The 25,499-nt window shown below is 69.8% G+C and carries 21 protein-coding genes, 1 tRNA gene and 1 pseudogene; 15 read left to right on the forward strand and 8 right to left on the reverse strand.

Features of this window, described 5'->3' with window-relative positions; translation table 11 throughout:
- The first annotated feature begins 91 nt into the window (after positions 1-91).
- The 4 genes from A5750_RS16540 (at position 92) to nudC (ending at position 8,607) form a co-directional block, all read left to right on the forward strand.
- Complete coding sequence (locus A5750_RS16540; protein WP_067264288.1) at positions 92-3,235, forward strand: ATP-dependent DNA helicase; 3,144 nt, start codon at positions 92-94, stop codon at positions 3,233-3,235.
- On the forward strand, positions 3,202-6,513 hold the full coding sequence (locus A5750_RS16545) for an ATP-dependent helicase (RefSeq protein ID WP_369829490.1): 3,312 nt from the start codon (positions 3,202-3,204) through the stop codon (positions 6,511-6,513). The genes A5750_RS16540 and A5750_RS16545 overlap by 34 nt, the downstream gene beginning before the upstream one ends.
- A gap of 91 nt (positions 6,514-6,604) precedes the next feature.
- Positions 6,605-7,675 carry a TrkA family potassium uptake protein gene (locus tag A5750_RS16550; protein ID WP_066956111.1) on the forward strand — a complete coding sequence of 357 codons (1,071 nt, stop codon included), beginning with the start codon at positions 6,605-6,607 and terminating at the stop codon, positions 7,673-7,675.
- Positions 7,675-8,607: an NAD(+) diphosphatase gene (nudC, locus tag A5750_RS16555; protein ID WP_067264291.1), complete on the forward strand. Its 933-nt coding sequence runs from the start codon at positions 7,675-7,677 to the stop codon at positions 8,605-8,607. The genes A5750_RS16550 and nudC overlap by 1 nt, the downstream gene beginning before the upstream one ends.
- A gap of 24 nt (positions 8,608-8,631) precedes the next feature.
- On the opposite strand, the gene mrx1 is transcribed toward nudC, so the two are convergent.
- The gene (gene mrx1 / locus A5750_RS16560; protein ID WP_067264296.1) at positions 8,632-8,886 is read right to left on the reverse strand and encodes a mycoredoxin Mrx1; all 255 of its coding nucleotides are present in this window, start codon (positions 8,884-8,886) and stop codon (positions 8,632-8,634) included.
- 137 nt (positions 8,887-9,023) lie between these two features.
- Here mrx1 and A5750_RS16565 point away from each other — a divergent pair, with 137 nt between their 5' ends.
- The 3 genes from A5750_RS16565 (at position 9,024) to A5750_RS16570 (ending at position 11,783) form a co-directional block, all read left to right on the forward strand.
- The gene (locus tag A5750_RS16565) at positions 9,024-11,126 is read left to right on the forward strand and encodes an ATP-dependent DNA helicase UvrD2 (RefSeq protein ID WP_197505441.1); all 2,103 of its coding nucleotides are present in this window, start codon (positions 9,024-9,026) and stop codon (positions 11,124-11,126) included.
- Between the two features lie 91 nt (positions 11,127-11,217).
- Positions 11,218-11,373: a hypothetical protein gene (locus A5750_RS26145; RefSeq protein ID WP_197505446.1), complete on the forward strand. Its 156-nt coding sequence runs from the start codon at positions 11,218-11,220 to the stop codon at positions 11,371-11,373.
- A gap of 140 nt (positions 11,374-11,513) precedes the next feature.
- Complete coding sequence (locus A5750_RS16570) at positions 11,514-11,783, forward strand: WhiB family transcriptional regulator (protein WP_067264299.1); 270 nt, start codon at positions 11,514-11,516, stop codon at positions 11,781-11,783.
- Here A5750_RS16570 and A5750_RS16575 read toward each other — a convergent pair.
- Positions 11,780-13,123 (reverse strand): AarF/ABC1/UbiB kinase family protein, encoded by a 1,344-nt coding sequence (locus tag A5750_RS16575; RefSeq protein ID WP_066956101.1) that lies wholly within the window; start codon positions 13,121-13,123, stop codon positions 11,780-11,782. The genes A5750_RS16570 and A5750_RS16575 overlap by 4 nt on opposite strands.
- A 140-nt stretch (positions 13,124-13,263) precedes the next feature.
- Here A5750_RS16575 and A5750_RS26150 point away from each other — a divergent pair, with 140 nt between their 5' ends.
- Positions 13,264-13,437, forward strand: coding sequence for a hypothetical protein (locus A5750_RS26150; RefSeq protein WP_197505442.1), 174 nt, complete (start codon positions 13,264-13,266; stop codon positions 13,435-13,437).
- Between the two features lie 9 nt (positions 13,438-13,446).
- Here the strand turns inward: A5750_RS26150 and A5750_RS16580 are convergent, their stop codons facing one another.
- Positions 13,447-14,262 carry a cyclodehydratase gene (locus tag A5750_RS16580; protein ID WP_066956279.1) on the reverse strand — a complete coding sequence of 272 codons (816 nt, stop codon included), beginning with the start codon at positions 14,260-14,262 and terminating at the stop codon, positions 13,447-13,449.
- Positions 14,263-14,340: 78 nt separating this feature from the next.
- The gene (locus tag A5750_RS16585) at positions 14,341-15,717 is read right to left on the reverse strand and encodes a zinc-dependent metalloprotease (protein WP_197505443.1); all 1,377 of its coding nucleotides are present in this window, start codon (positions 15,715-15,717) and stop codon (positions 14,341-14,343) included.
- A 77-nt stretch (positions 15,718-15,794) separates the two neighbouring features.
- Between A5750_RS16585 and A5750_RS16590 the strand changes: the two genes are divergently transcribed.
- Complete coding sequence (locus tag A5750_RS16590; RefSeq protein WP_066956099.1) at positions 15,795-16,817, forward strand: PDZ domain-containing protein; 1,023 nt, start codon at positions 15,795-15,797, stop codon at positions 16,815-16,817.
- Positions 16,818-16,891: 74 nt separating this feature from the next.
- Positions 16,892-19,876 (forward strand): UPF0182 family protein, encoded by a 2,985-nt coding sequence (locus A5750_RS16595; RefSeq protein WP_066956097.1) that lies wholly within the window; start codon positions 16,892-16,894, stop codon positions 19,874-19,876.
- Between the two features lie 3 nt (positions 19,877-19,879).
- Here A5750_RS16595 and A5750_RS16600 read toward each other — a convergent pair whose 3' ends face one another.
- Positions 19,880-20,860, reverse strand: coding sequence for a GlxA family transcriptional regulator (locus tag A5750_RS16600; RefSeq protein WP_197505445.1), 981 nt, complete (start codon positions 20,858-20,860; stop codon positions 19,880-19,882).
- A 74-nt stretch (positions 20,861-20,934) separates the two neighbouring features.
- Here A5750_RS16600 and A5750_RS16605 point away from each other — a divergent pair, with 74 nt between their 5' ends.
- From A5750_RS16605 to A5750_RS16620, 4 genes are all read left to right on the forward strand, one after another.
- Positions 20,935-21,585: an HD domain-containing protein gene (locus A5750_RS16605; protein ID WP_066956091.1), complete on the forward strand. Its 651-nt coding sequence runs from the start codon at positions 20,935-20,937 to the stop codon at positions 21,583-21,585.
- Positions 21,586-21,602: 17 nt separating this feature from the next.
- Complete coding sequence (locus A5750_RS16610) at positions 21,603-22,286, forward strand: nitroreductase family protein (RefSeq protein WP_066956088.1); 684 nt, start codon at positions 21,603-21,605, stop codon at positions 22,284-22,286.
- The gene (locus A5750_RS16615; RefSeq protein WP_066956085.1) at positions 22,283-22,819 is read left to right on the forward strand and encodes a cupin domain-containing protein; all 537 of its coding nucleotides are present in this window, start codon (positions 22,283-22,285) and stop codon (positions 22,817-22,819) included. The genes A5750_RS16610 and A5750_RS16615 overlap by 4 nt, the downstream gene beginning before the upstream one ends.
- Positions 22,820-22,958: 139 nt before the next feature.
- A tRNA-Met gene (locus A5750_RS16620) sits at positions 22,959-23,035 on the forward strand.
- Between the two features lie 67 nt (positions 23,036-23,102).
- On the opposite strand, the gene A5750_RS16625 is transcribed toward A5750_RS16620, so the two are convergent.
- From A5750_RS16625 to A5750_RS16635, 3 genes are all read right to left on the reverse strand, one after another.
- Positions 23,103-23,990, reverse strand: coding sequence for a universal stress protein (locus A5750_RS16625; protein WP_066956082.1), 888 nt, complete (start codon positions 23,988-23,990; stop codon positions 23,103-23,105).
- Between the two features lie 55 nt (positions 23,991-24,045).
- A complete protein-coding gene (locus tag A5750_RS16630) occupies positions 24,046-24,477 on the reverse strand; it encodes a DUF2267 domain-containing protein (RefSeq protein WP_066956079.1) in 432 nt (143 codons plus the stop codon).
- A 146-nt stretch (positions 24,478-24,623) separates the two neighbouring features.
- Positions 24,624-25,112 carry a glutathione peroxidase gene (locus A5750_RS16635; protein ID WP_066956076.1) on the reverse strand — a complete coding sequence of 163 codons (489 nt, stop codon included), beginning with the start codon at positions 25,110-25,112 and terminating at the stop codon, positions 24,624-24,626.
- A gap of 184 nt (positions 25,113-25,296) precedes the next feature.
- Between A5750_RS16635 and A5750_RS25440 the strand changes: the two are divergent.
- Positions 25,297-25,499: pseudogene (locus tag A5750_RS25440) on the forward strand (MCE-family protein MCE1A); the annotation flags it as partial.

Here is a 25,499-nt window from a genome sequence, read left to right on the forward strand (position 1 = left end):
CCTTTCGTCGAGCTGCTTGCGGCCTCCAGCGTAGGGGTCGGCGGCGGCGCGGGCCGCGCGACTTGTCAGACCCTGCTGATTGCATGCAGCCATGTCGTACATCTGGGACACCGGGGCGCGGGCGCTTCTGGCGCCCGGCGTGCGCGGGCCGGTCCGGGTGGTGGGCGGGCCGGGCACCGGTAAGAGCAGCCTGCTGGTCGAGGCGGCGGTCGCCCGGATCGACGCCGGTCTCGACCCGGAATCGGTTCTGCTGCTTACCGGTTCCGGCCGGCTGGGCATGCAGGCGCGCAGCACCTTGACGACGGCGTTGTTGCGGGCGCGTTCGATCGGGCCCTGCCGGGCCGCCGTCCGCGAACCGTTGGTGCGGACCGTGCACGGCTATGCCTACGCGGTGCTGCGGCGGGCCGCCGAGCGTGCCGGCGACGCGCCCCCGCGGCTGGTCACCAGCGCCGAACAGGACGCGATCATCCGGGAGCTGCTGGCCGGCGACCTCGAGGACGGGCCGCGCGCGGCGACGGCGTGGCCCGCCCATCTGCAACCCGCGCTGGCCACCGCGGGCTTCGCCACCGAGCTGCGAAATATGTTGGCGCGCTGCGCCGAACGGGGCGTTGATCCGCAGGAGCTGGAGCGCCTGGGCCGTCGGTGCCGGCGCCCGGAGTGGACGGCCGCCGGCCAGTTCGCCCGCCAATACGAGCAGGTGATGCTGCTGCGGGCGGCGGTCGGGACGGCGGCACCGCAGGCGACGACGCCCGCGTTGGGCGCCGCGGAACTGGTGGGCGCCGCCCTGGAGGCCTTCGCGGTCGATCCCGAGCTGCTGGCCGCCGAGCGGGGCCGGGTGCGGGTCTTGTTGGTCGACGACGCCCAGCAGCTCGACCCGCAGGCAGCCCGCCTGGTCCGGGTGCTGGCGGCGGGCGCCGAGCTGGCCGTGATCGCCGGAGACCCCAATCAGGCGGTGTTCGGCTTCCGGGGCGGCGAATCCGCCGGCCTCTTCGACGGGGATTCGCCGTCGGTGACGTTGACGGTCTCGCACCGCTGCGCCCCGGCGGTGGCGCGCGCCGTCAGCGGCATCGCGCACCGGCTGCCCGGCGGCAGCGGCGGCAAGCGGATCGAGGGCAGCGGGCCCGAGGAGGGCTCGGTCACGGTGCGCCTGGCGGCGTCGGCGCACGCGGAGGCGGCGATGATTGCCGACGCCCTTCGGCGTGCGCACCTGGTCGACGGGGTGCCGTGGTCGCAGATGGCGGTCGTCGTCCGGTCGGTGCCACGGGCGGGCGCGCGGTTGCCCCGCGCGCTGGCCGCCGCCGGGGTGCCGGTGGCCGCGCCCGCGACCAGCGGACCGCTGTCCGACGAGCCGGCGGCCCGGGCGCTGCTCACCGTCCTGGCGGCCACCGCCGACGGGCTCGACGGCGAACGGGCCCTGGCGCTGCTGACCGGTCCCATCGGTCGGGTCGACCCGGTTTCGCTGCGCCAGCTGCGCCGAACGCTGCGGCGCGCCAACCCGGGTCGCGCGCCGGGCGATGTCGCGCAGCTGCTGGCCGAGGCGCTGTCCGCCGACCCACCGCCACCGGGCCCGCAGTTCCGCCCGCTGCAGCGGGTGCGCGCGGTGCTGGACGCCGCGGCGCGCTGCCATCGGGCGGGCCAAGACCCGCGCTACACGCTGTGGGCCGCCTGGCACCGGTCCGGCCTGCAGCGTCGTTGGCTGTCGGCCGCCGAGCGCGGCGGCCCCGCCGGCGCCCAGGCCACCCGGGACCTGGAGGCGGTGACCGCGCTGTTCGACATCACCGAGCAGTACGTGTCCCGCACGTCGGGTGCGTCGCTGCGCGGTCTCGTCGAGCACGTCGCCGCGCTTCACCTGCCGAGCGTGAACCAGGATCCGGTGTCACCGGTGGAGCAGGTGCGGGTGCTCAGCGCGCACGCCGCGCTGGGACACGAATGGGACCTGGTGGTCATCGCCGGGCTGCAAGAAGGCTTGTGGCCCAACACCGTTCCGCGCGGCGGTGTGCTGGGCACCCAGCGGTTGCTGGACGTGCTCGACGGCGTCACCGAGGACGCGTCGGTGCGGGCGCCGCTGCTGGCCGAGGAGCGACGGCTGCTGGTGGCGGCGATGGGCCGGGCCCGCCGCCGGTTGCTGGTGACCGCCGTGGACGGCGACACGGGCGGCGGGGACAACGAGGCCGCGCTGCCGTCGTCGTTCTGCTACGAACTCGCCCAGTGGACCGATGGCGGCGGCGATCTCGCTGCCGCGCAACCCATCTCGGCGCCCCGGGTGCTGTCGGCCACCGCGCTGGTCGGCCGGTTGCGCGGCGTGGTGTGCGCGCCCGACGGCACGGTCGACGACACGGCCCGCGCTTGTGCCGCAACGCAATTGGCGCGGCTGGCCCGCGCCGGCGTCCCGGGTGCCGATCCGGCCGGCTGGCACGGCCTGATCCCGGTCAGCACCAGCGAACCCCTGCGCGGCGACGACGATGCCGTCACCCTGACCCCGTCGACCCTGCAGATGCTCAACGACTGCCCGCTGCGCTGGCTGGCCGAACGGCACGGTGGCACCAACCCGCGCGACCTGCGCTCCACCGTCGGGTCGGTGCTGCACGCCCTGATCGCCGAACCGCAGCGCAGCGAATCCGAATTGCTGGCCGAGCTGGACCGGGCCTGGCGGCATCTGCCCTTCGAGGCGCAGTGGCATTCGGCCAACGAACTGGCGCGGCATCGCGCGATGATCGAGGCCTTAGTCGAGTGGCGGGCCCAGACCCGGGGCGCGCTGACCGAGGTCGGCGTCGAGGTCGAGATCGACGGCACCCTGACAACATCCGGCGACGGTGCCCCTCGAGGCGGCGAGATCCGGCTGTGCGGCCGGGTCGACCGGTTGGAGCGCGATGCCGCCGGCCGGCTGGTGATCGTCGACATCAAGACCGGCAAAACGCCGGTCAGCAAGGACGATGCCCAACAGCACGCCCAGCTGGCGATGTATCAGCTGGCGGTGGCCGAGGGCATGGTCGCCGCCGGGTCGGAGCCCGGCGGGGCGCGGCTGGTCTACCTGGGCAAGTCCGGGGCCTCGGGCGCCACCGAACGCGAGCAGGATCCGCTGACACCGGCCGCCCGCGACGAGTGGCGCCGGCTGGTCCGGCGCGCCGCCGAGGCGACCGCCGGGCCCCGGTTCATCGCCCGGCGCAACGATGGCTGCTCGCACTGCCCGCTGCGGCCCTCGTGTCCGGCGCACGCCGACGGGGCGGCGCAGTGAACCCGCGCTACAGCCCGGCCGAATTGGCCGGTGCGCTCGGGCTTTTCCCGCCCACCGACGAGCAGTCCGCCGTCATCGCGGCACCGCCCGGGCCGCTTGTCGTCATCGCCGGCGCCGGCGCCGGCAAGACCGAGACCATGGCCGCCCGCGTGGTGTGGCTCGTCGCCAACGGCTACGCCGAACCCGGCCAGGTGCTCGGGCTGACGTTCACCCGCAAGGCCGCCGGCCAGCTGCTGCGCCGCGTGCGGTCCCGGCTCGCCAGGCTGGCCGGCGTCGGCCTGGGTCCCGACGGCCCGGCTCCCGCGGAGCCGGCGGCCGCGCCGACGGTCAGCACCTACCACGCGTTCGCCGGTTCGCTGATCCGCGACTACGGGCTGTTGCTGCCCATCGAGCCCGACACCCGGCTGCTCGGCGAGACCGAGCTGTGGCAGCTGGCCTTCGACGTGGTCAGCGGGTACCGGGGCGAGCTGCGCACCGACAAGACCCCCGCCGCGGTCACGTCGATGGTGCTGCGGCTGTGGGGTCAGCTGGCCGAACACCTGGTGGACACCCGCCAGCTCAGCGATACCCATGTGGAGCTGGAGCGGCTGATCCACGCGCTGCCGCCGGGCCCCTATCAGCGCGACCGCGGCCCCAGCCAGTGGTTGCTGCGGCTGCTGGCCACCCAGACCCAGCGCGCCGAGCTGGTTCCGCTGCTCGACGCGCTGAACGAGCGCATGCGTGCCGCTAAGACGATGGACTTCGGCGTGCAGATGGCCTGCGCGGCGCGGCTGGCGGCGAATTTCCCGCAGGTCGGCGCCGACCTGCGCGGCCGCTACCGGGTGGTGCTGCTCGACGAGTACCAGGACACCGGGCACGCCCAGCGGGTCGCGCTGTCGGGCTTGTTCGGCAGTGGCGTCGACGACGGGTTGGCCCTGACCGCCGTCGGCGACCCGATTCAGTCGATCTACGGCTGGCGCGGCGCCTCGGCGACCAATCTCCCGCGCTTCACCACCGACTTCCCCCTCTCCGACGGCACCCCCGCGCCGGTCCTGGAGCTGCGGACCAGCTGGCGCAACCCGCCGCGGACCCTGCAACTGGCCAACGCGATCTCGGCGGAGGCACGCCGCCGGTCGGTCGCGGTGCACGCGCTGCGGCCGCGCCCGGACGCCCCGCCCGGAACGGTCCGCTGCGCGCTGCTTCCCGATGTGCACGCCGAACGCGAGTGGATCGCCGACGAGCTCGCCGCGCGGTACCGGGCGGCCGGGGACGACGGGGTGAGCCCGCCGACCGCCGCGGTTCTGGTGCGCCGCAACGCCGACGCCGCCCCCATCGCCGACGCCCTGCGCGCCCGTGGAGTCCCGGTCGAGGTCGTCGGATTGGCGGGGCTGCTGTCCATCCCCGAGGTTGCCGACGTCGTGGCCATGCTGCGGCTCGTCGCCGACCCGACCGCGGGCGCGGCGGCGATGCGGGTGCTCACGGGTCCGCGCTGGCGCCTCGGGGGCCGGGACATCGCCGCGCTCTGGCGGCGCGCCCGGAAACTCGGCGAAGGGCTGGGCGCCGGCGGGGCATCCGCGCCCGAGGCGATCGCGATGTCCGCCGGCCCGGACGCCGACACGGCGTGCCTGGCCGACGCCATCGCCGATCCCGGCCCGCCCGAAGGGTATTCGGCCGCGGGATATCAGCGCATCGCCGCACTGGCCGGCGAACTGCGTGCCCTGCGCGGCCACCTGGACCACTCCCTGCCGGACCTGGTCGCCGAGGTGCGCCGCGTGCTGGGTGTCGACTGCGAGGTCCGCGCCGCGGCGGGAGCGGACGTGGGCTGGGCCGGCACCGAACACCTCGACGCGTTCGCCGACGTCGTCGCCGGATACGCCGAACAAGCCGACGCCGCCGGCGCGCCGGACCGTCGCAGCGCGGCATCGGTGTCGGGCCTGCTGGCCTTCCTGGACGTGGCGGAGTCCGTCGAGAACGGTTTGCCGCCTGCCCCATTGGTGGCCGCGCGCGACCGCGTCCAGGTGCTCACGGTGCACTCCGCGAAGGGGTTGGAGTGGCAGGTCGTGGCGGTGGCACACCTGTCGGGCGGAATCTTCCCCTCGAGCGCGTCCAGGAGCAGCTGGCTCACCGACGCGGCCGAGCTGCCGCCGCTGCTGCGGGGCGACCGTGCCTCGGCGGGCGCGCTGGGCATCCCGGTGCTGGACACCTCTGACGTCACGAATCGAAAGCAGTTGTCCGACAAGATCTCCGGCCATCGTCGCCAGCTCGATCAGCGGCGCGTCGACGAGGAACGCCGGCTGCTGTATGTCGCCGTCACCCGGGCCGAGGACACCCTGCTGGTATCGGGTCATCACTGGGGGGCCTCCGGCATCAAACCGCGCGGCCCCTCGGATTTCCTGTGCGAGGTCAAGGAGGTCATCGACCGTTCGGCCGGGGCCGGGGCGCCCTGCGGGGTGGTGGATCAGTGGGCGCCCGCGCCGGCGGACGGCGATCGTAACCCGTTGCGTGACAACATCGTCGAGGCGTTCTGGCCGGCCGAACCGTTGGCCCGGCGCGGTGACGTCGAGCGCGGCGCCGCGTTGGTGACCCGGGCGATGTCGGGCGGCACCGGTGGGGAAGGTGCCGACATCGAGGGGTGGGCGGCCGACGTCGACGCGTTACTTGCCGAGCGGGCGCGGTTGGTCGAACCGCCCACCGGCGCGCTGCCGAGTCAGTTGTCGGTCAGCGGCCTGGTGGAGCTGGCGCGAGATCCCGCGGGCGCCGCACAGCGGCTCAGGCATCGGCTGCCGACCAGGCCTGACCCGCATGCGTTGCTGGGCAACGCCTTTCACGCCTGGGTCCAGCGGTTCTACGGCGCCGAGTGTCTCTTCGATCTCGCGGACCTGCCGGGTGCGGCGGACTCCGACGTCGGCGACACCCGGGAACTGGCCGCGTTGCAGGCCGCATTCACCGAATCGCCCTGGGCGACCCGCACTCCCATCGCCGTCGAGGTGCCGTTCGAGATGTCCATCGGCGACACCCTGGTGCGCGGCCGAATCGACGCGGTGTTCGCCGACCCCGACGGGGGCGCGACGGTCGTGGACTGGAAGACGGGCGAACCACCGCACGGGCGGGAAGCCATGCGCCAGGCCGCCGTCCAGCTCGCCGTCTACCGCCTGGCGTGGGCCGCCCTGGCCGGTGTTCCGGAATCGTCGGTGCGGACGGCCTTCTATTACGTCCGCGCCCGCACCACGGTGGCTCCCGACGATCTGCCCGCCCCCGCTGAACTGGCCGGGTTGCTGGCCGAGCCCGCCGCCGGCTGACTTCGCGCTGCCAGGGTACCGCGGTGGCGATCGTGGTTACATTGAGTCGTGCATGACTCCTGCGCTGGCGTTGAGCCCATAACGGACCGCCGTGCGCAACGGTAAGTCCCGGCAACTGACCGGTCTGGATGAAGCGCTGACCGCGCAGCGAGGCCACCAGTTGGTGGGCGTGGTGCGCATCCCCGAGGATCACGCCAGCCCCATCCGCGTCATCACCCGCCGCGTGGTCATCGCGCTGGTGGTGTTGTTCGCCGCGGCCGTCATCGTCTATCTGGACCGCAACGGGTACCGCGACGTCCGCGGCCAGCCGCTGACCTTCCTCGACGCCATGTACTTCTCCGCGGTGTCACTGTCGACGACCGGTTACGGCGACATCACCCCGTACACCGAGACCGCGCGTTTGGTTCACACCCTGATTTTTACCGCGCTTCGGATCGCGTTCCTGGCCGTGTTGGTCGGTACAACCCTCGAAGTCCTCTCCGAGCGGTCCCGCCAAGGGTGGAAGATTCAGCGTTGGAGGAGCAGAGTGCGCAACCACACGATCGTGATCGGCTACGGCACCAAGGGCAAAACGGCCGTCGCCGCGATCCTCGGCGACGAGGCCGCCCAGGGGGAGGTCGTCGTCGTTGACACGGACCGCACCACCCTCGAGCACGCCGCCGGCGCGGGGCTGGTCACCGTGCACGGCGACGCCACCAAGGCCGACGTGCTGCGGCTGGCCGGGGCGCAACATGCGGCCTCGATCATCGTCGCCACCAGCCGCGACGACACCGCGGTGCTGGTCACTCTGACCGCGCGGGAGCTCGCGCCCAACGCCAAGATCGTGGCGTCGATCCGGGAGGCCGAAAACCAGCACCTGCTGCAGCAATCGGGAGCGGACTCGGTGGTGGTCTCCTCGGCGACCGCCGGGCGGCTGCTCGGGCTTGCCACCACCACACCGAGCGTCGTGGAGATGATCGAGGACCTGCTGACACCCGACTTCGGGCTGGCCATCGCCGAGCGCGAGGTGGAGCCGACCGAGGTCGGCGGTTCCCCACGGCATCTGCGCGACATCGTGCTGGGTGTGGTGCGCGACGGCCACCTGCTGCGCATCGGCGCGCCCGAGGTGGACGCCGTCGAGGCCAACGACCGGCTGCTGTACATCCGGCAGGCCGGGCACTAGTGGCGATCGCGGATTTCCAGCTGCGGAACGTTCCGCTGCTGTCGCGGGTCGGCGCCGACCGGGCCGACCAGCTGCGCACCGACGTCGAAGCGGCCACCGCGGGGTGGGCGGACGCGGCGCTGCTGCGGGTGGACTCGCGCAGTCAGGTGCTCATCGCCGACGGCCGGGTGGTGCTGGGCGCCGCGGCCAAGCTGGCCGACAAGCCGCCACCGGAAGCGGTGTTCCTCGGCCGCCTCGACGACGGCCGCCACGTGTGGGCCATCCGCGGCGCGCTCGAGGCGCCGGAGGACCCGGGGGTGCGCGCCGAGGTGGTGAACCTGCGCGGCCTCGGCTCGATCCTCGACGACACCAGCAGTCAGCTGGTGTCGTGCGCCGTCGCGCTGCTCAATTGGCATGACAGCGCCCGGTTCAGCTCGGTGGACGGCTCGCCGACGAGGCCGGCCCGGGCGGGCTGGGCGCGGGTCAACCCGGTCACCGGCCACGAGGAGTTCCCGCGCATCGACCCGGCGGTGATCTGCCTGGTCCACGACGGCGGCGACCGTGCGGTGCTGGCTCGCCAGGCGGTGTGGCCGGAGCGGATGTTCTCGCTGCTGGCCGGATTCGTCGAGGCCGGTGAATCGTTCGAAGGCTGCGTCGCTCGTGAGATCCGCGAGGAAATCGGCCTCACGGTGCGCAACGTGCGCTACCTGGGCAGCCAGCCGTGGCCGTTCCCGCGCTCGCTCATGGTCGGCTTCCACGCGGTCGCGGATCCCGGCGAGGACTTCTCGTTCAACGACGGGGAGATCGCCGAGGCGGCGTGGTTCACCCGCGACGAAGTGCGCACGGCGCTGGCGGCAGGGGACTGGTCCAGCTCGGCGGACTCGAAACTGTTGCTGCCCGGGTCGATCTCGATCGCCCGCGTGATCATCGAATCCTGGGCGGCATTCGACTGAGCCGGCGCGCGCCCGCCCGACGCCCTAGGCGCCGGCTTCGGCCAGCTTGGCCTTGACCTCGGCCACGCTCGGGTTGGTCAGCGTGGACCCGTCGGCGAACTTCACCGTCGGAACCGTCCTGTTACCGCCGTTCACCGAGCCGACGAACTCCGCCGCGGCGGGATCGTCTTCGATGTCGACCGCCTCATAGGGGATTCCGTTGGACTTCAACACGGTCATGAGCCGGTGGCAGTAGCCACACCATGAGGTTGTGTAGACGGTGAGCGGGGCGTTGGTCATAGCTGGTTAACGTAGCCCGGGGACAACATGTTCCGCGCCGCGGTCGCGGCACACCGATACCGGCGCGTTGCGGCGACTCGCCGACGCGCACCGTGCGGGGCCACGGTTTGTCGGCAACCGCTGCCAAGATGGACGCCATGCCGATGGTCGCCGACGCTTTGACCGCCGGACTGGACGACGAGCAGCGCGAGGCCGTGCTGGCTCCGCGCGGACCGGTCTGCGTGCTCGCGGGCGCCGGGACGGGCAAGACCCGCACCATCACGCACCGAATAGCGCAGCTGGTGGCGAACGGTCACGTGGCGGCCGGGCAGGTGCTGGCGGTCACCTTCACCCAGCGGGCGGCGGGGGAGATGCGTTCCCGGTTGCGGACACTGGACGCCTCCGCGGGCACGGACACCGGCGTCGGCGGGGTGCAGGCGCTGACGTTTCACGCCGCGGCGCACCGGCAGCTGCGGTATTTCTGGCCGCGGGTGGTCGGCGACACCGGCTGGCAGCTGCTGGACACCAAGTTCGCCGTCGTGGCGCGGGCGGCCAGCCGCTCCCGGATCAACGCCAGCACCGATGACGTCCGCGACCTGGCGGGCGAGATCGAGTGGGCCAAGGCGTCGCTGATCGGCCCCGAGGATTACCCGGCCGCCGTGGCCGAGGCGGGGCGGGACATCCCGCTGGACGCCGCCCGGGTCGCGACCGTGTACGCCGCCTACGAGGCGCTCAAGGTCCGCGACGAGTCGGTGACACTGCTCGATTTCGACGACCTGCTGCTGCACACCGCGGCCGCGATCGAAAACGACGCCGCCGTGGCCGACGAATTCCGTGGCCGCTACCGCTGCTTCGTCGTCGACGAATACCAGGACGTCACGCCCCTGCAGCAGCGGGTGCTTACGGCGTGGCTGGGCGACCGGGACGACCTGACCGTCGTCGGCGACGCCAACCAGACCATCTACTCGTTCACCGGGGCCTCACCGCGGTTCCTGCTCGACTTTTCGCGGCGGTATCCCGACGCGACCGTTGTTCGCCTCGAGCGCGACTACCGCTCGACCCCGCAGGTGGTGTCGCTGGCCAACCAGGTGATCGCCGCGGCCCGCGGCCGGGTCGCCGGCAGCAAGCTGCACCTGTCCGGGCAGCGTCCGCCGGGCCCGGCGCCGTCCTTCCACGAGTATTCCGACGAACCGGCCGAGGCGGCCGCGGTCGCCACCTCGATCGCCCGGCTGATCGAGGCGGGCACGCCGCCGTCGGAGATCGCCGTGCTGTACCGGGTCAACGCGCAGTCCGAGGCCTACGAGGAGGCGCTGACCGAGGCCGCCATCCCCTATCAGGTCCGCGGCGGCGAGGGGTTCTTCACCCGGCAGGAGATCAAGCAGGCGTTGTTGGCCCTGCAACGGGCCGCCGAGCGCGGCGCCGAGGGTCCGCTGCCTGCGGTCGTGCGGGCGGTCCTGGAGCCCCTCGGGCTGACGGCCGAGCCGCCCGTCGGCACCCGCGCCCGGGAGCGTTGGGAGGCGCTGACCGCGCTGGCCGAGCTGGTCGACGACGAGGTGGCCCAGCGCCCGCAGCTGGAACTCCCGGGCCTGCTGGCCGAACTCCGGCTGCGCGCCGACGCGCGGCACCCACCCGTGGTGCAGGGCGTCACGCTGGCCTCGCTGCACGCCGCCAAGGGCCTGGAGTGGGACGCGGTGTTCTTGGTCGGGCTGGCCGACGGCACGCTGCCCATCTCGCACGCGCTGGCGCACGGCCCCGAAAGCGAGGCCGTCGAGGAGGAGCGCCGGCTGCTCTATGTCGGAATCACCAGGGCGCGAATTCATTTGGCGCTCAGCTGGGCGCTGGCTCGCAGCCCCGGCGGGCGGCAGGGTCGCAGGCCCTCGCGGTTCCTCAACGGCATCGCACCGCAGGCCCGCGCCGACGCCGCCCCGGGCAAGGCCCGGCGCAACCGCGGCGCCCCGGCGCGTTGCCGGATCTGCAACAAGGACCTGTCCACCTCCGCGGCGGTCATGCTGCGGCGCTGCGAAACGTGCGCCGCCGACGTCGACGAAGAGCTGCTGCTGCGGCTCAAGGCGTGGCGGCTGGACGTCGCCAAGGAACAGAACGTGCCCGCGTATGTCGTCTTCACCGACAACACGCTGATCGCGATCGCCGAGCTGCGCCCCGGCGACGAGGACGCGCTGATCGCGATCCCCGGCATCGGCGCGCGCAAGCTCGAACAGTACGGGCCTGACGTGCTGGGGTTGGTGCATGCTGACCGCTGAAGGCGCAGGTCAGAAAATCGGTTGTGGTGCGGGGCGGGGACCGTTTACCCTCGAAACCGCGTTCCGGCGCTACGAAAGGAGGGTGGCCACGATGATCAGCGACGCGTTCGGTGTGGGCGTGGCCGCCGGGGGGGCCGGGCTGAAGCACGCCGCCGACACCGCCGCGCCGGCGGCCGCGCTCAAGCATCGCGCCGCCGCCGCGACGAACGCGTCCGCGCGACTCGAGGTCCACCGAATGGCCACGTAACTCCCCGGTTTTCACCGAATGGCCACGGACCCGAAGTCAAGGATCCGTGGCCACAGTTTTAGGGGCAACGTTTTTCCAAGCCCGCTACCTGGTCCGGATCACCAAAAGGAAGCCCCGACCAGGAAGCAGGTGAGCAGGACATGTCGGCTCTGACAGTCCCCAGACAGTCGTCGCGGGTATTGCCGTGTCACACCGGCGATCCCGACCTTTGGTTCGCCGAGACCCCGGCCGACCTCGAGCGCGCCAAGGCGCTCTGCGTGGGCTGCCCGATTCGGCGCCAGTGCCTGGCGTCTGCGCTGGAGCGGGCCGAGCCCTGGGGTGTGTGGGGCGGCGAGATCATCGACCGGGGCTCGATCCTGGGCTTCAAACGACCGCGCGGACGTCCCCGCAAAGACGGGGTCGCGGCCTAGACGACCGCGCTGTCGGGCTCGGCGAAGCCCGGGATCAGCTCCTCGGACAGCCGCTTGATCGGCACCCGCGCGTCCAGCTGGCACAGAATCGCGGCCACGGACGCGATGACGCGCATCGGAATGGCCAGCTTGGGCGGCAGGTCCATCTGCCGGGCCGTCTTGATCTGCGACACCGACCGGTCGATCTGGCCGACCGTCATGCGCTGCAGCCACTTGCGCGTGTAGTGGAAGACGTCGACCTCGATGGGCTCGACGTACTGGCGCAGCATCTCGTCGATGTCGCGCACCGACACCTGCTGGCCCTTCTGGATGAAGCCGACCTTCTCCATCGTCGGCAACAGCAGGTCGTAGTTCTTGTCGCGGGCCAACCGGATCGTCATCCCGAGCTCGATGGGGTAGCCGCCGGGCAGGGGCGCGACGGCGCCGAAGTCGATGACGCCCATCCGGTCGTCGGGGAGCAGCATGAAGTTCCCCGGGTGGGCGTCGCCGTGCAGCATTCCCAGCCGGCGCGGCGCGTCGAAGGTGAGCTCGAGCAGCCGGGTGCCGATCAGGTCGCGCTGCTCACGCGTCCCGTTGCGGATGATCTCCGCCAACGGCAACCCCTCGATCCACTCCTGCACCACGACCTTTGGGGCGCTGGCCACGACGTGCGGTATGACGAAGTGCGGGTGGCCCTCGTAGGCCTTGGCGAAGGCGCGTTGGTTGTCGGCCTCCAGCCGGTAGTCGAGCTCCATCTCGGTGCGCTCGATCAGCTCGTCGACGATGCCCTGGACGTCGGCGCCGGGGGCGAGCTGTTTGACCACGCCGACCAGACGCTGCATGGTTTTCAAGTCGGCGCGCAGCGCCTCGTCCGCGCCCGGGTACTGGATCTTGACGGCCACCAAGCGCCCGTCGGCCCAGACCGCCTTGTGCACCTGGCCGATGCTCGCCGAGGCAATCGGTTTGTCGTCGAACGAACTGAACCGCTCGCGCCACTTGGTGCCCAGCTGGGCGTCGAGCACCCGGTGCACCTTGTGGGCGGGCAGCGGCGGGGCGTCCTTCTGCAGCTTGGTCAACGCCTCGCGGTAGGGCTCGCCGTACTCGTCCGGGATGGCGGCCTCCATCACCGACAGGGCCTGGCCCACCTTCATCGCTCCGCCCTTGAGCTCGCCCAGAACGGTGAACAGCTGGTTGGCGGCTTTCTCCATCAGCTCGGCCTGGACTTCGTCCCTCGACTTGCCGGTCAGCCGCTTACCGAAGCCGAGCGCCGCCCGGCCGGCGAAGCCGACCGGGATGCTGGCCAGCTTCGCGTTCCGCGCCGCGCGGCCGCGTTTGATGTCTGCCACGTATCCATCATCCATGACGGCCGACGCGGCTCGCGCTTGATCTTCACAACACTTCGTCGGCGCACGGCTGGAGGCGCGGGCCCTAGGTTGTGCCTTGCGGGTCGCAGTCGGCGACCCGTCGTAGGACGCATCCGAAGGGCGGTATCGACCAGGCCATGGCAGCAAAGCAATCGCAGCACGACGCCGCTGACTCCTTGTTCAGGGCGATCATCGAAACGCTGGACAAACATCGAACCGACCGCACCTTGACCGCGGAGATCCTGCAGCAGCTCGCGACCGCATACGAGGCGGTGTCGACGGACGTTCCGGACCAGGGCCGGCTGGGCTAGCAGCCCGGTTCAGCACTGGCACAACGGATGTCGGGTCCATCGCCGCACGACGATCGCGCCGGCGTTGAGATCGAATTCCAGCGTGGCGTTCAGCGTCTGGGGCGGACCGGGATCGGGCACCGCCTCCTGCCTGCGAACGGCAGCGATCACCCGGTTCACCTGGCTGAGCGCCAGCGCGGCGGTCGCCAGCAACGTGGCCCGGTCGGCGACACCGACGGTTTCCCGCAGCTGCGCCGAGATGGCCGGCCACGCTGCGTCGCGGTCCCGGCGGTGCAGGTCGGCGCAGCCCAGGCAGCTGGTCGTGCCGGGGATGACCAGCGGACCGACCAGCCCGATGCCGTCGCGGACCCGGACCGGCAGGTGGGGGACACCCTGGGTGTGCAGGTCGCGGACCATGCGCGGATCGGCGACCAGGTAGTCGGACAGGACCACCAGGTCGACGGCCGTCGCCGACACCGCGGCGTGCGGTTGGCTGCTGTGGGCGACGCGGGCGCCCGAGCAGCGCAATGCCTCGACGAGCAGCTCGGAGAGCGGTCCGCGGCCGTGGATCCGGATGCCCGGCGCCCGACCGCGGGACTTCGCGCATTCGGTCGCGACGCCCGCGCCGACGAGCTGGGCGACCAGGTGCGTCAGCCCCTCAACGTCCTGCAGGCCGCGGTCGGCGGCCCGGCGCTGTAGCTCCGATAGCGGCGTCGGTGATCGCATGGACCGCAGCAACGCGGCCAGCTCCGGCGGGGCCAGGCCGCCCGGCGGACGCACCAGCACGGCGCGGCGGGGGTCCCAACCGACCTGAACGTCGCCGTCGGGCCGCAGCAACACCGGCATGGCCGGGTCCAGCGCGTAGGTAGAGAGCAGGGCCGGTGACACGGGTGCACTGTGTCACGCCGGCGGAGACCGGCTAAGTCAGTTGTCCACAGGGCCGGCGCCCGGGTCCCCGGGGTTCTCCTCGAGTTTGGCGATCGCCTCGTCGATGCCGCTGGTGTCGCCGCCGATGACCCGGTCGATGAAGCCGGCCGGGTCGTCGAGGTCCTCGGCACCGGGCAACAGATCGGGGTGTTGCCAGATGGCGTCGCGGGCGTCCACGCCCGCGGCCTCGGTGAGGCGCTCCCACAACGCGGCGGCTTCGCGCATCTTGCGGGGCCGCAGCTCCAGGCCCACCAGCGTCGCGAACGTCTGCTCGGCCGGGCCGCCGGTGGCGCGGCGGCGGCGCAGCGTCTCGCTGAGCGCGGCCGCGCCCGGAATCCGGTCGCCCAGGGCCGCGTTCACCACCACCTGCACCCAGCCTTCGACCAACGCGAGCAGCGTCTCGAGGCGTTCCAGCGCCTGCGTCTGCGCAGGGGTCGCCTTGGGCTCGAAAACGCCCTGCCCCAAGAGGTTTTCGATGGCCGCCGGGTCGGACAATGTTGCCGGGTTGAAGTCGCGGGCCAGCTCCTCGATTCCGCTCATGTCGATCTGCATGCCCATCGCGTAGGCCTCCACGGCGCCCAGCAGCTGGCTCGACAGCCACGGCACGTGGCTGAACAGCCGGTGGTGGGCGGCCTCGCGGGCGGCCAGGAACGTCAGGATCTCGCTGCGGGGCTGCTCGAGTCCGGCGGCGAACGACTCCAGGGCATCGGGCAGGATCGCGGCAATGCCCTTGGGCCCCAACGGCAGACCGATTTCGGTCGACGTCAGCACCTCGCGGGACAATCGGCCCAGCGCCTGTCCCAGCTGGGAGCCGAAGGCCATGCCGCCCATCTGCGACATCATCGCCATCAGCGGGCCGGCCATGCTCTTGGCCTCCTCGGGCAGCGACGACGCCCATACCGTCGAAATCTGTTGTGCCATCGGGTCACACAACCGCTTCCAGGTTTCCAGGCTGTTGTCGACCCAGTCGGCCGGGGTCCAGCCCACCGCCGTGCTGGTGCCGGCCGGCAGCGCCGTGGCGCCGTCCAGCCAGGTCTCGGCGAGGTGCACCGCGTCGGCGATCGCCGAGTGGGTGGTGGCCGGGATGGGTGCCACGAACCCGATCGAGTTGGTCGCAACCCGGCGCGCAAGCTCGTAGTTGACCGGGCCCGACTGTCCGCCGGCCATGCCGGTGCCCGCGCCGCTGAGCATCTGGCCCAACTGGGTGAAGATCTGTCCCAGGTCGCCCATGCCGAACTCGCCGCCCATGCCGAATGCGCCGAACGGGTCGGAGCCACCAGAGCCCGAATTGGGATCTTTCTTCCCGGGTTTGTCGGGGTCCTCTCCGGAGGAGAAGCCGAAAGGCAGGTCAGCCATACCGTCAACGGTACTCACCACCGGAACGGGGTGGGCGATCTCGGGTCAGCTTGTGGCTGAACCGGGCGCGGTGGGCTCCGTCTAGTGTAATCGGCGTGAACAGGCGGATTCTGACCTTGATGGTCGCGCTGGTGCCGATCCTGGTCTTCGGCGTGCTGCTCGCGGTGGTGACGGTGCCGTTCGTCTCGCTGGGCCCCGGCCCCACCTTCGACACGCTTGGTGAGGTCGACGGCAAGCAGGTCGTGGCCATCGAGGGCACCCAGACGCATCCGACCACGGGACACCTGAACATGACCACTGTTTCCCAGCGCGACGAGCTGACGCTGGGCGAAGCGCTGACGCTGTGGCTTTCGGGTCAGGAACAGCTGGTTCCGCGCGACCTGATCTACCCGCCGGGCAAGTCGCGGGACGAGGTCGACAAGGCCAACAACGCCGACTTCAAGGACTCCGAGGACAGCGCGGAGTACGCCGCCCTGGGATATCTGAAATACCCCGCCGCGGTGACGGTCGCCAGGGTCACCGATCCGGGTCCGTCGGCGGGCAAGCTGAAGGGCGGCGACGCCATCGACGCGGTCAACGGCACCCCGGTGGCCGACGTCGACCAGTTCACGGGATTGCTGAAAAGCACCAAACCCGGCCAGACGGTGACCATCGATTACCGACGCAAGAACGAACCGGCCGGCGTCGCGCAAATTACGCTGGGCGCGAACAAGGATCGCGACTACGGCTTCCTCGGCGTCGCCGTGCTCACCGCGCCCTGGGCGCCCTTCGTCGTGGATTTCAACCTCGCCAACGTGGGCGGGCCGTCGGCCGGCCTGATGTTCAGCCTGGCGGTGGTCGACAAGCTGACCACCGGTGACCTGACCGGGTCGAAGTTCATCGCGGGAACCGGCACCATCTCCGCGGATGGGAAGGTCGGCCAGATCGGCGGCATCACGCACAAGATGGTCGCCGCGCACGCGGCGGGCGCCACCGTGTTCTTGGTGCCGGCCAAAAACTGCTACGAGGCGAACTCGGACAACCCGTCGGGGCTGCGGCTGGTGAAGGTCGACACGCTCAGCCAGGCCGTCGACGCGCTGCACGCGGTCGCGTCGGGGGGCCAGGCGCCAAGCTGCTGAAGCTCGGCCGGGATCGCGGGCCGCGCGATGCGTAGAGTTGTCACCGTCGATCAATCGAGCAGGGAGCGTAGCCAGTGGGGATGCGGCCCACCGCACGGATGCCGAAGCTGACTCGGCGTAGCCGGATTCTGATCCTGATCGCACTGGGTGTGATCGCTTTGCTGCTCGCCGGCCCGCGGCTGATCGACGCGTACGTGGACTGGCTGTGGTTCGGTGAGTTGGGCTACCGCTCGGTGTTCACGACCGTGCTGGTCACCCGGTTCGTGGTCTTTCTCGTGGCCGGCCTGCTGGTGGGCGGGATCGTGTTCGCCGGTCTCGCGGTGGCCTATCGCACCCGCCCGGTGTTCGTGCCGAGCAGTGACAACGATCCGGTCGCCCGGTACCGCGCCGTCGTCCTTTCCCGGCTGCGGCTGGTGGGGATCGGGGTGCCGGTCGCGATCGGCCTGCTGGCCGGCATCATCGCGCAAAGCTACTGGGTGCGCATCCAATTGTTCATGCACGGCGGCGACTTCGGCATCCGGGACCCGCAGTTCGGCAAGGACCTCGGCTTCTACGCGTTCGACCTGCCGTTCTACCGGCTGTTGCTCAGCTACCTGTTCGTGGCCGTGTTCCTGGCGTTCGTGGCCAACGTGTTGGCGCACTACATCTTTGGCGGCATCCGGCTCTCGGGCCGCACCGGCGCGCTGAGCCGTTCGGCCCGCATCCAGTTGGTCACCGTGGTGGGGCTGCTGGTGCTGCTCAAGGCGGTCGCGTACTGGCTAGACCGCTACGAGTTGCTGTCGCACACCCGCGGCGGCAAGCCGTTCACCGGCGCCGGGTACACCGACATCAACGCGGTGCTGCCGGCCAAGCTGATCCTCATGGCGATCGCGCTGATCTGCGCGGCCGCGGTGTTCTCCGCCGTCGTGCTGAAAGATCTGCGGATCCCCGCCATCGGCCTGGTGTTGTTGTTGCTGTCGTCGTTGATCGTGGGTGCCGGGTGGCCGCTGATCGTCGAGCAGATCAGCGTCAAACCCAATGCCGCGCAGAAGGAAAGCGAATACATCGGGCGCAGTATCACGGCGACCCGGCAGGCGTATGGGCTGACGTCGGACGTGGTCACCTATCGCACGTACTCCGGCGACACGCAGGCCACCGCGCAGCAGGTGGCCGACGACCGGGCCACCACCTCCAACATCCGGTTGCTCGACCCGACCATCGTCAGCCCGGCGTTCACCCAGTTCCAGCAGGGCAAGAACTTCTACTACTTCCCCGACCAGTTGTCGATCGACCGCTACCTGGACCGCACCGGCGCGCTGCGCGACTACGTCGTCGCCGCCCGCGAACTCAATCCCGACCGGCTGATCGACAACCAGCGGGACTGGATCAACCGGCACACCGTCTACACGCACGGCAACGGCTTCATCGCGTCCCCGGCCAACACGGTGCGCGGAATTGCCAACGACCCCAACCAAAACGGTGGCTACCCCGAATTCCTGGTCAACGTCGTCGGCGCCAACGGCAACGTCGTGACCGACGGTCCGGCACCGCTGGACCAGCCGCGCATCTATTACGGACCCGTCATCTCCAGCACGTCCGCCGACTACGCGATCGTCGGCCGCAACGGTGCCGATCGCGAATACGACTACGAGACCAGCTCCGATACCAAGAATTACACCTACACCGGGCTGGGGGGCGTACCCGTCGGGGACTGGTTGTCCCGCAGCGTGTTCGCCGCCAAGTTTGCGGAGCGAAACTTCTTGTTCTCCAACGTGATCGGCTCCAACAGCAGGATCCTGTTCAACCGCGACCCCGCGCGGCGGGTGGAGGCGGTGGCGCCGTGGCTGACCACCGACAGCTCCGTGTACCCGGCGATCGTCAACAAGCGACTGGTGTGGATCATCGACGGCTACACCACGTTGGACAACTACCCGTACTCCGAACTGACCTCGCTGGAATCGGCCACCGCCGACTCGAACGAGGTGGCGTTCAACAAGCTGGCGCCCAACAAGGACGTCTCCTACATCCGCAACTCGGTCAAGGCCACGGTCGATGCCTATGACGGGACCGTGACGCTCTACCAGCAGGACGAGCAGGATCCGGTGCTCAAGGCGTGGATGCGGGTGTTCCCCGGCACGGTCAAACCGAAGAGCGACATCACCCCCGAACTGGCCGAGCACCTGCGTTACCCCGAGGACCTGTTCAAGGTGCAGCGGATGCTGCTGGCCAAGTACCACGTCAACGACCCGGTGACGTTCTTCTCCACGTCCGACTTCTGGGACGTGCCGCTGGACCCCAACCCGACCGCCAGCAGCTACCAGCCGCCGTACTACATCGTCGCGAAAAACATTGCGAAGAACGACAATTCGTCCTCATATCAGTTGACGAGCGCGATGAACAGGTTCAAGCGCGACTATCTGGCCGCCTACATCAGCGCCAGCTCCGACCCGGCGACCTACGGCAGGATCACCGTGCTGACCATCCCGGGTCAGGTCAACGGGCCCAAGCTGGCGAACAACGCCATCACCACCGACCCGGCGGTGTCCCAGGACCTCGGTGTGATCGGGCGCGACAACCAGAACCGGATCCGCTGGGGCAACCTGCTCACCCTGCCGGTGGGCCAGGGCGGCCTGCTGTATGTCGAACCCGTCTACGCCTCCCCGGGGGCCAGCGACGCCGCCTCGTCGTACCCGCGGCTGATCCGGGTGGCGATGATGTACAACGACAAGATCGGCTACGGCCCCACGGTGCGCGACGCCCTGACCGGGCTGTTCGGTCCCGGTGCGGGCGCGGCCGCGACGGGCATTCAGCCGACCGACGCCGGGAACAACCCGCAGGCGGCCCCGCCCGTCACGCCTCCTCCTCCGGCCGGGACACCGGGATCGCTACCGCCGGCGGCGCTTCCGCCGGTTCCCGACGGGTCGGTGACGCTGTCGCCCGCGAAATCCGCGGCGCTGCAAGAGATCCAGGCCGCGCTGGGCGCGGCCAAGGACGCCCAGAAGAAGGGCGATTTCGCCGGCTACGGCGCCGCCCTGCAGCGGTTGGACGACGCGATCACCAAGTACAACAACACCAAATAGCTCTCAGGCGTAGGCTGTTCGGAACCTCTCCCGATAGGCCTTCGGGCTGATGCCCAGGTGGTTGACGAATACCCGCCGCAGGGTTTCGATGCTGCCGAAGCCGGCCATGCCCGCGGTCTCGGTGACCGACCGGCCGGATTCCAGTGCACCACGGGCGAAATCGATCCGAACCAATTCGACATAGCGGGCCGGGGTCATCCCCAGCTCGGATTGGAAGAGCCGGGTCAGCTGACGAGTGCTCAGTGAAGCCCGGGCCGCAAGGGATCTCACGCTGTGGTTCGCGGCAGGGTTGGCCGCGACCGCATCGATGACCGCCCGCAGCGGCGAGTCCGGCGGGGGATCGGCCTCGACCAGCACCGAGAATTGTGATTGGCCCCCTGCGCGTTTGAGATAGACGACCAGCCACCGGGCCACGTCGCGGACCAGCTCGGTCCCGTAGTCCATTTCGACCAGCGCCAGCGCCAGGTCGATGCCCGACGAGATCCCGGCCGAGGTGAAGACGTTGCCGTCGCGGACGAAGATCGCGTCCGGCTCGACGGTGACATCGCGAAAGGCCCGGGCCAACACCCGGGTTTCGTTCCAATGCGTGGTGGCGCGCCGGCCGCTGAGCAGGCCGGCCTGCGCGAGGATGAACGAACCCGTGCAAATGGATGCCATCCGCCGGGACCGCGTCGCCACCGACCTGACGGCCTCGACGAGCGCGGGGTCGACCGGCCGCCGGGGCAGGTGGTCGCTGCCGGCGACCAGAACGGTATCGGCGGATTCGATCGACGCGATGCTGTCGGTGACGCCCAGTCGACTGCCGATCGACGTTGTCACGTCCCGTCCGTCCACCGACGTGATCTTGAGCTCGTAGTCGGCGCCGAACCGGTTCGCCTCGACGAACACTTCGCCCGCTCCCGCGACGTCCAACAGCGTCACGTCGTCGAAGACGACGATCACCACCACGCGCGAACGCGCTCCCGCTTCACCCACGCAACACATTGTGTCGCTTTCTGTGGACAGGACGGCCCGAACGCCCACGGTCATTGAGCGCGTTCGGCCGCACACTTGCGGTTATGACCACCCAATCCATCGAGACCATCGCCGGCATCCGCATCCCCGACTCGCCGCTGGTGCGCGAGGCCACCGAGTTCATCCGCGATGCCGAGGACGACCTGCTGTTCAACCACTCGCGGCGGGTGTTCCTCTTCGGAGCGCTGCAGGGCCTGCGGCGCGGCCTGCAACCCGACCTGGAGTTGCTCTACGTCGGCGCGATGTTCCACGACATCGGGCTCACCGAGCGCTACCGCACCTCCGCGGTCCGCTTCGAGGTCGACGGGGCCGACGCGGCCCGGGACTTCCTGACCGCCCGCGGTGTCGACCAGGCCGACGCCGACAAGGTGTGGCTTGGCATCGCCCTGCACACCACGCCGGGTGTGCCCGAATTCCTGGCACCCGAGGTCGCCTTGCTGCAAGCCGGCGTCGAGGTCGACGTGGTCGGCGTCGGCCGCGAATCCCTTGCCCCCGACGCCCTCGCCGCGGTGACCGCCGCCCACCCGCGGCCCGACTTCAAGAACCGCATCCTCGCGGCGTTCAACGACGGCATGAAGCACCGCCCGCAGACCACCTTCGGCACCATGAACGCCGACGTGCTGGCGCACTTCGATGCCGGCTTCGAACGCGCCGACTTCGTCGACATCATCCTCAACAACAGCTGGCCCGAATAGCGGGAGGGAGCGGACAAATGGATATCTACGAAGCGCTGTACACCACCCGGATGATGCGGCGGCTGCGCCCGGACCCGATCCCGCTGGAGACGCAGGCCCGCATCCTCGATGCGGCCGTTCGGGCTCCCAACGGGGGCAACACTCAGCGTTGGCACTTCGTGGCCGTGGACGATCCGGAACTCATCCGCGAGTTCGCCCAACTGTTCCGGCAGGCCCGCGCCATCGAGTACGAGAAGTTCAGCTCGGGGGCCGGACCGATGGCGGCGACCGCCCCGGGTGCGGACCCGACCGCGCACGCCGAGACGATGCGCCGAATGCAGGGCTCGGGAAACTACCTGGCCGATCATTTCGAAGAAATCCCCTTGCTGCTCTTCGTCTTTGCCATCGACGATCTGGGCGGCGCCAACATCTACCCGGCGATCTGGAGCGCGTTGCTCGCCGCCCGGGCCGAGGGTGTCGGCGGCGTCATGACGATGGTGCTCCGCAATTTCACGGACGAGGTGAACGAACTGCTGGGCGTGCCCGTCGGGGAAGGCTGGGAGATGTCGGCCATGCTGGCCCTCGGCTATCCCCGGGGCAAGTGGGGTGTCGCGGCCAATCGGCGCCCCGTGCACGAGGTTTCCTCCCGCAACGGCTGGGGCAAACCGTTCGGTGTGGAAGTGCCGCAGCCGTTGTGGCCATCTCAGAGGAACGCCAAATGACCAACGCGAACGAAATCGGAGTCACCGTCGTGCAGCCGGGGGAGGGTGAGTACGTCGCCCTCCCCGGATTCGGGGCGGTGTTCAAACTGTCCAGCAAGACCAACGGGGGTGAGGTATCCATCGTCGAGCACCCGTTCGAAGTCGGCCTGCTCACCGCCGCGCACATGCACACCCGCGAGGACGAGCACTCGATCGTGTTGGCCGGTGAGATCGGCTTCCGCTCCGACGACAGCGAAGTGGTTCTGGGCCCGGGCGGCTACATCACCAAGCCCCGCGGTCAGATGCACGCGATGTGGAACGCCGGCAGCGAGCCGGGCCGCATCATCGAAATCATCACCCCGGGCGGATTCGAGAACTATTTCCGCGAGCTCGGGGAGCTGCTCGTCGAGCACGCCGACGACCCGGTCGGCAAGGTTTTGCACGAGTCGCCCGAGTTCGGCGAGCTGGCCGACAAGTACGGGCTGACCTACGGGTCACCGGATTGGATGGACGACATCGCGCGGCGGTACGGGCTGAACCCGCCATCGCACTGAGCGTTTTCACGCCGAGATTGCGGTCATGGTCGTGGTCGGCGCCCGATTCACGACTATGACGGCAATCTCGCCGCCGCACCCCCGCTGAGCCCGCGATTTGGTCGCCGTGCTGCGGGTTCGGTAACCTGGCATTCACCAACGCGGGGTGGAGCAGCTCGGTAGCTCGCTGGGCTCATAACCCAGAGGTCGCAGGTTCGAATCCTGTCCCCGCTACCAAGCGAAACGGCCCCCGGAAAATTTTCTGGGGGCCGTTTCGTGCCACGTGTGAGTGAGTTTTGCGCCGCTACGACTCGCGAGAGACGATCACCACCGATTGCGCCGCATGCGCGACGGCCGTGCTCACCGAGCCCAGCAGCATGCCGGCGAACCCGCCGCGACCGTGACTGCCGACGACGACGAGTTGTGCGGACTCCGAGTGCTCGATCAGTTGACGAGCCGGCTGGTCGCACGCCACCAGATGTCGCACCCTGACATCGGGGTAGCGCTCCTGGAATCCGGCGAGCCACTCGGCGAGGGCCTGTTGTGCCTGCACTTTCATCATCTCGAGATCCAGACCTGGCACTTCCGACATGCTGACGTCCGACCACGCATGCAGTGCCACCAGCTCCACGCCCCGGCGGGAGGCCTCGTCAAAGGCGATCTCCGCCGCCAGTTTTGACGCCGCCGAACCATCGATTCCCACCAGCACCGGAGCCTGCGGGCGCGGCGGGGCCTCATCATGGACGACCGCGACCGGGCAGTGCGCATAGTTGACGAGGCCGGTGCTGGCCGAGCCGAACGGGACCCGGCTGAACGCGCCTTCGCCCCGGTATCCCACGACCATCATGTCCGCGATCTTGGATTCATTGACGAGCGTGGAAACGGTCGGGCCACGTACCACCACGCTGTACACGAACGGTGGCCCATGGTCGGCGGTGCTGTCGGTGACGACCTTGCGCGCGTCTTCGAGGATTTGCCGTGCCTTTTCGTCCTGCCGCTCGAAGTGGTCTTGAGGAATCGGAATCGCCGGCCACGGCGCCACCGTCGGCACCACCGGTGCGATGACGTGCATGAGGGTCAGCGGCACATTGCGTAGCGCCGCATCGCGAGCCGCCCATTCGACCGCCGCCATCGACGAGGCTGATCCGTCAACGCCGACCAAAATGCCACGATGGGTTTCGTGCCCGGACATGTCGTTCCCCTGCTTCTCTCGTTAAGCGACTAGGAATTGGGTGACGCGCATCGATTCACCGCTGGGGCTGCAGTATCTTGCGAATTTCCAAGGGGAGCTGACCCAGCGCCTTGTCGATCTGGGCAACCGGCAGATGGTGTAAGACAGCCGCGGTGGTGGCCGCGGCGGCTGTCCCGACGTCGTCGAATGCGATGTTCGCCTCGCGCGAGAATCGGACGGCGTAGGCCTTGGCGTCGTACTTGTCCGGGACGGCAGTGGGATTCCATGCCTGGTAGAAGACGCCCCTGATCAGGTCGGGAAGCTGCGTCGCAAAGTGGGCGCTCGCCTCAACCGTGAGCCGATCGCGCAGCGTGTGTAGCCAGGCCCTCAGGACTCGGTAGGCGAACTCGCGATCCTCCGTGTCGAATTCCTTGGCCACATCGTTGACCCACGTGTGTGCGGCATCGATTGCGTGATCGAGCGCTGCCACCTTGGTTTTCGTCGACATGGTCGCCTCCGGCTTGATTCGAGGACCAGTCAACTCCAGCGCGCCTGCAGCGAAGAAGGGGCGATGGACTCCGCGCCGGAGGACTTTCGACCACTCGCCCGGGCGAAACGGGGTGGATTAAGGCCCACCAAGCTCTTTCATGCGGCCTATCGGGGCAGCACAGCCTCGATGGCGCTGATCACCTCGGGGGCGTCGGGCGGGGTGCGGGGCCGGAATCGCCGAACCACCTCACCGTCGGGCGCGATGAGGAACTTTTCGAAGTTCCACTGGATGTCTCCCGCCTCGCCGGCGGAATCGGCGGCTTTGGTCAACTCGGCGTAGAGCGGGTGGCGGTCGTCGCCGTTGACGTCGGTCTTCGCCAGCAGCGGGAAGGTCACGCCGTACGTCGTCGAGCAGAACTCCCGGATCTCCTCAGCCGTGCCCGGCTCCTGGCCCATGAACTGGTTGCAGGGGACGCCGACGACGGTCAGGCCTCGACCGCCATAGTCCTCGGCCAGTTTCTCCAGCGCCGTGTATTGCGGAGTCAGGCCACACTTCGAGGCGACGTTGACGACCAGCGTTGCGCCGTCGGCCAATTCGGCCAATGTGGTCGGCCGGCCGTCGAGGGTGGTCAAGGGGATGTCGTTGAGGGTCACGCCGACGACGCTAACGCACGGTGGCCGCAACCAGCCAGACACCGATTGTGCGAACGGCGGTTCGCATAACGATGACCGCCAAGGTACATTCCTGTGGACTTCGTTATTGCATATGTGTACAGGGCCCCTGCTAGGGGAAGGATCGCCGCGGCACTGGGCCACGGCGCAGAGATGAGGGGCGCTGGTGACAACGTCTTCCCCGGTACAAATCAATTCCCAGCGCCTCCCGCCGTACCGGTGGATCTCCGTCGCCGTTCTGGTGGTCTTGGCCGTCGTCTTCACCCTCGTGTATGTGCAGTTCCGCGGTGGGTTCACGCCGAAGACGAAGTTGACGATGCTGGCGTCGCGGGCCGGGCTGGTGATGGATCCGGGCTCGAAGGTCACCTA

This window comes from Mycobacterium sp. 852002-51613_SCH5001154 (assembly GCF_001667425.1).
In the GTDB taxonomy this organism is placed as follows: Bacteria; Actinomycetota; Actinomycetes; order Mycobacteriales; family Mycobacteriaceae; genus Mycobacterium.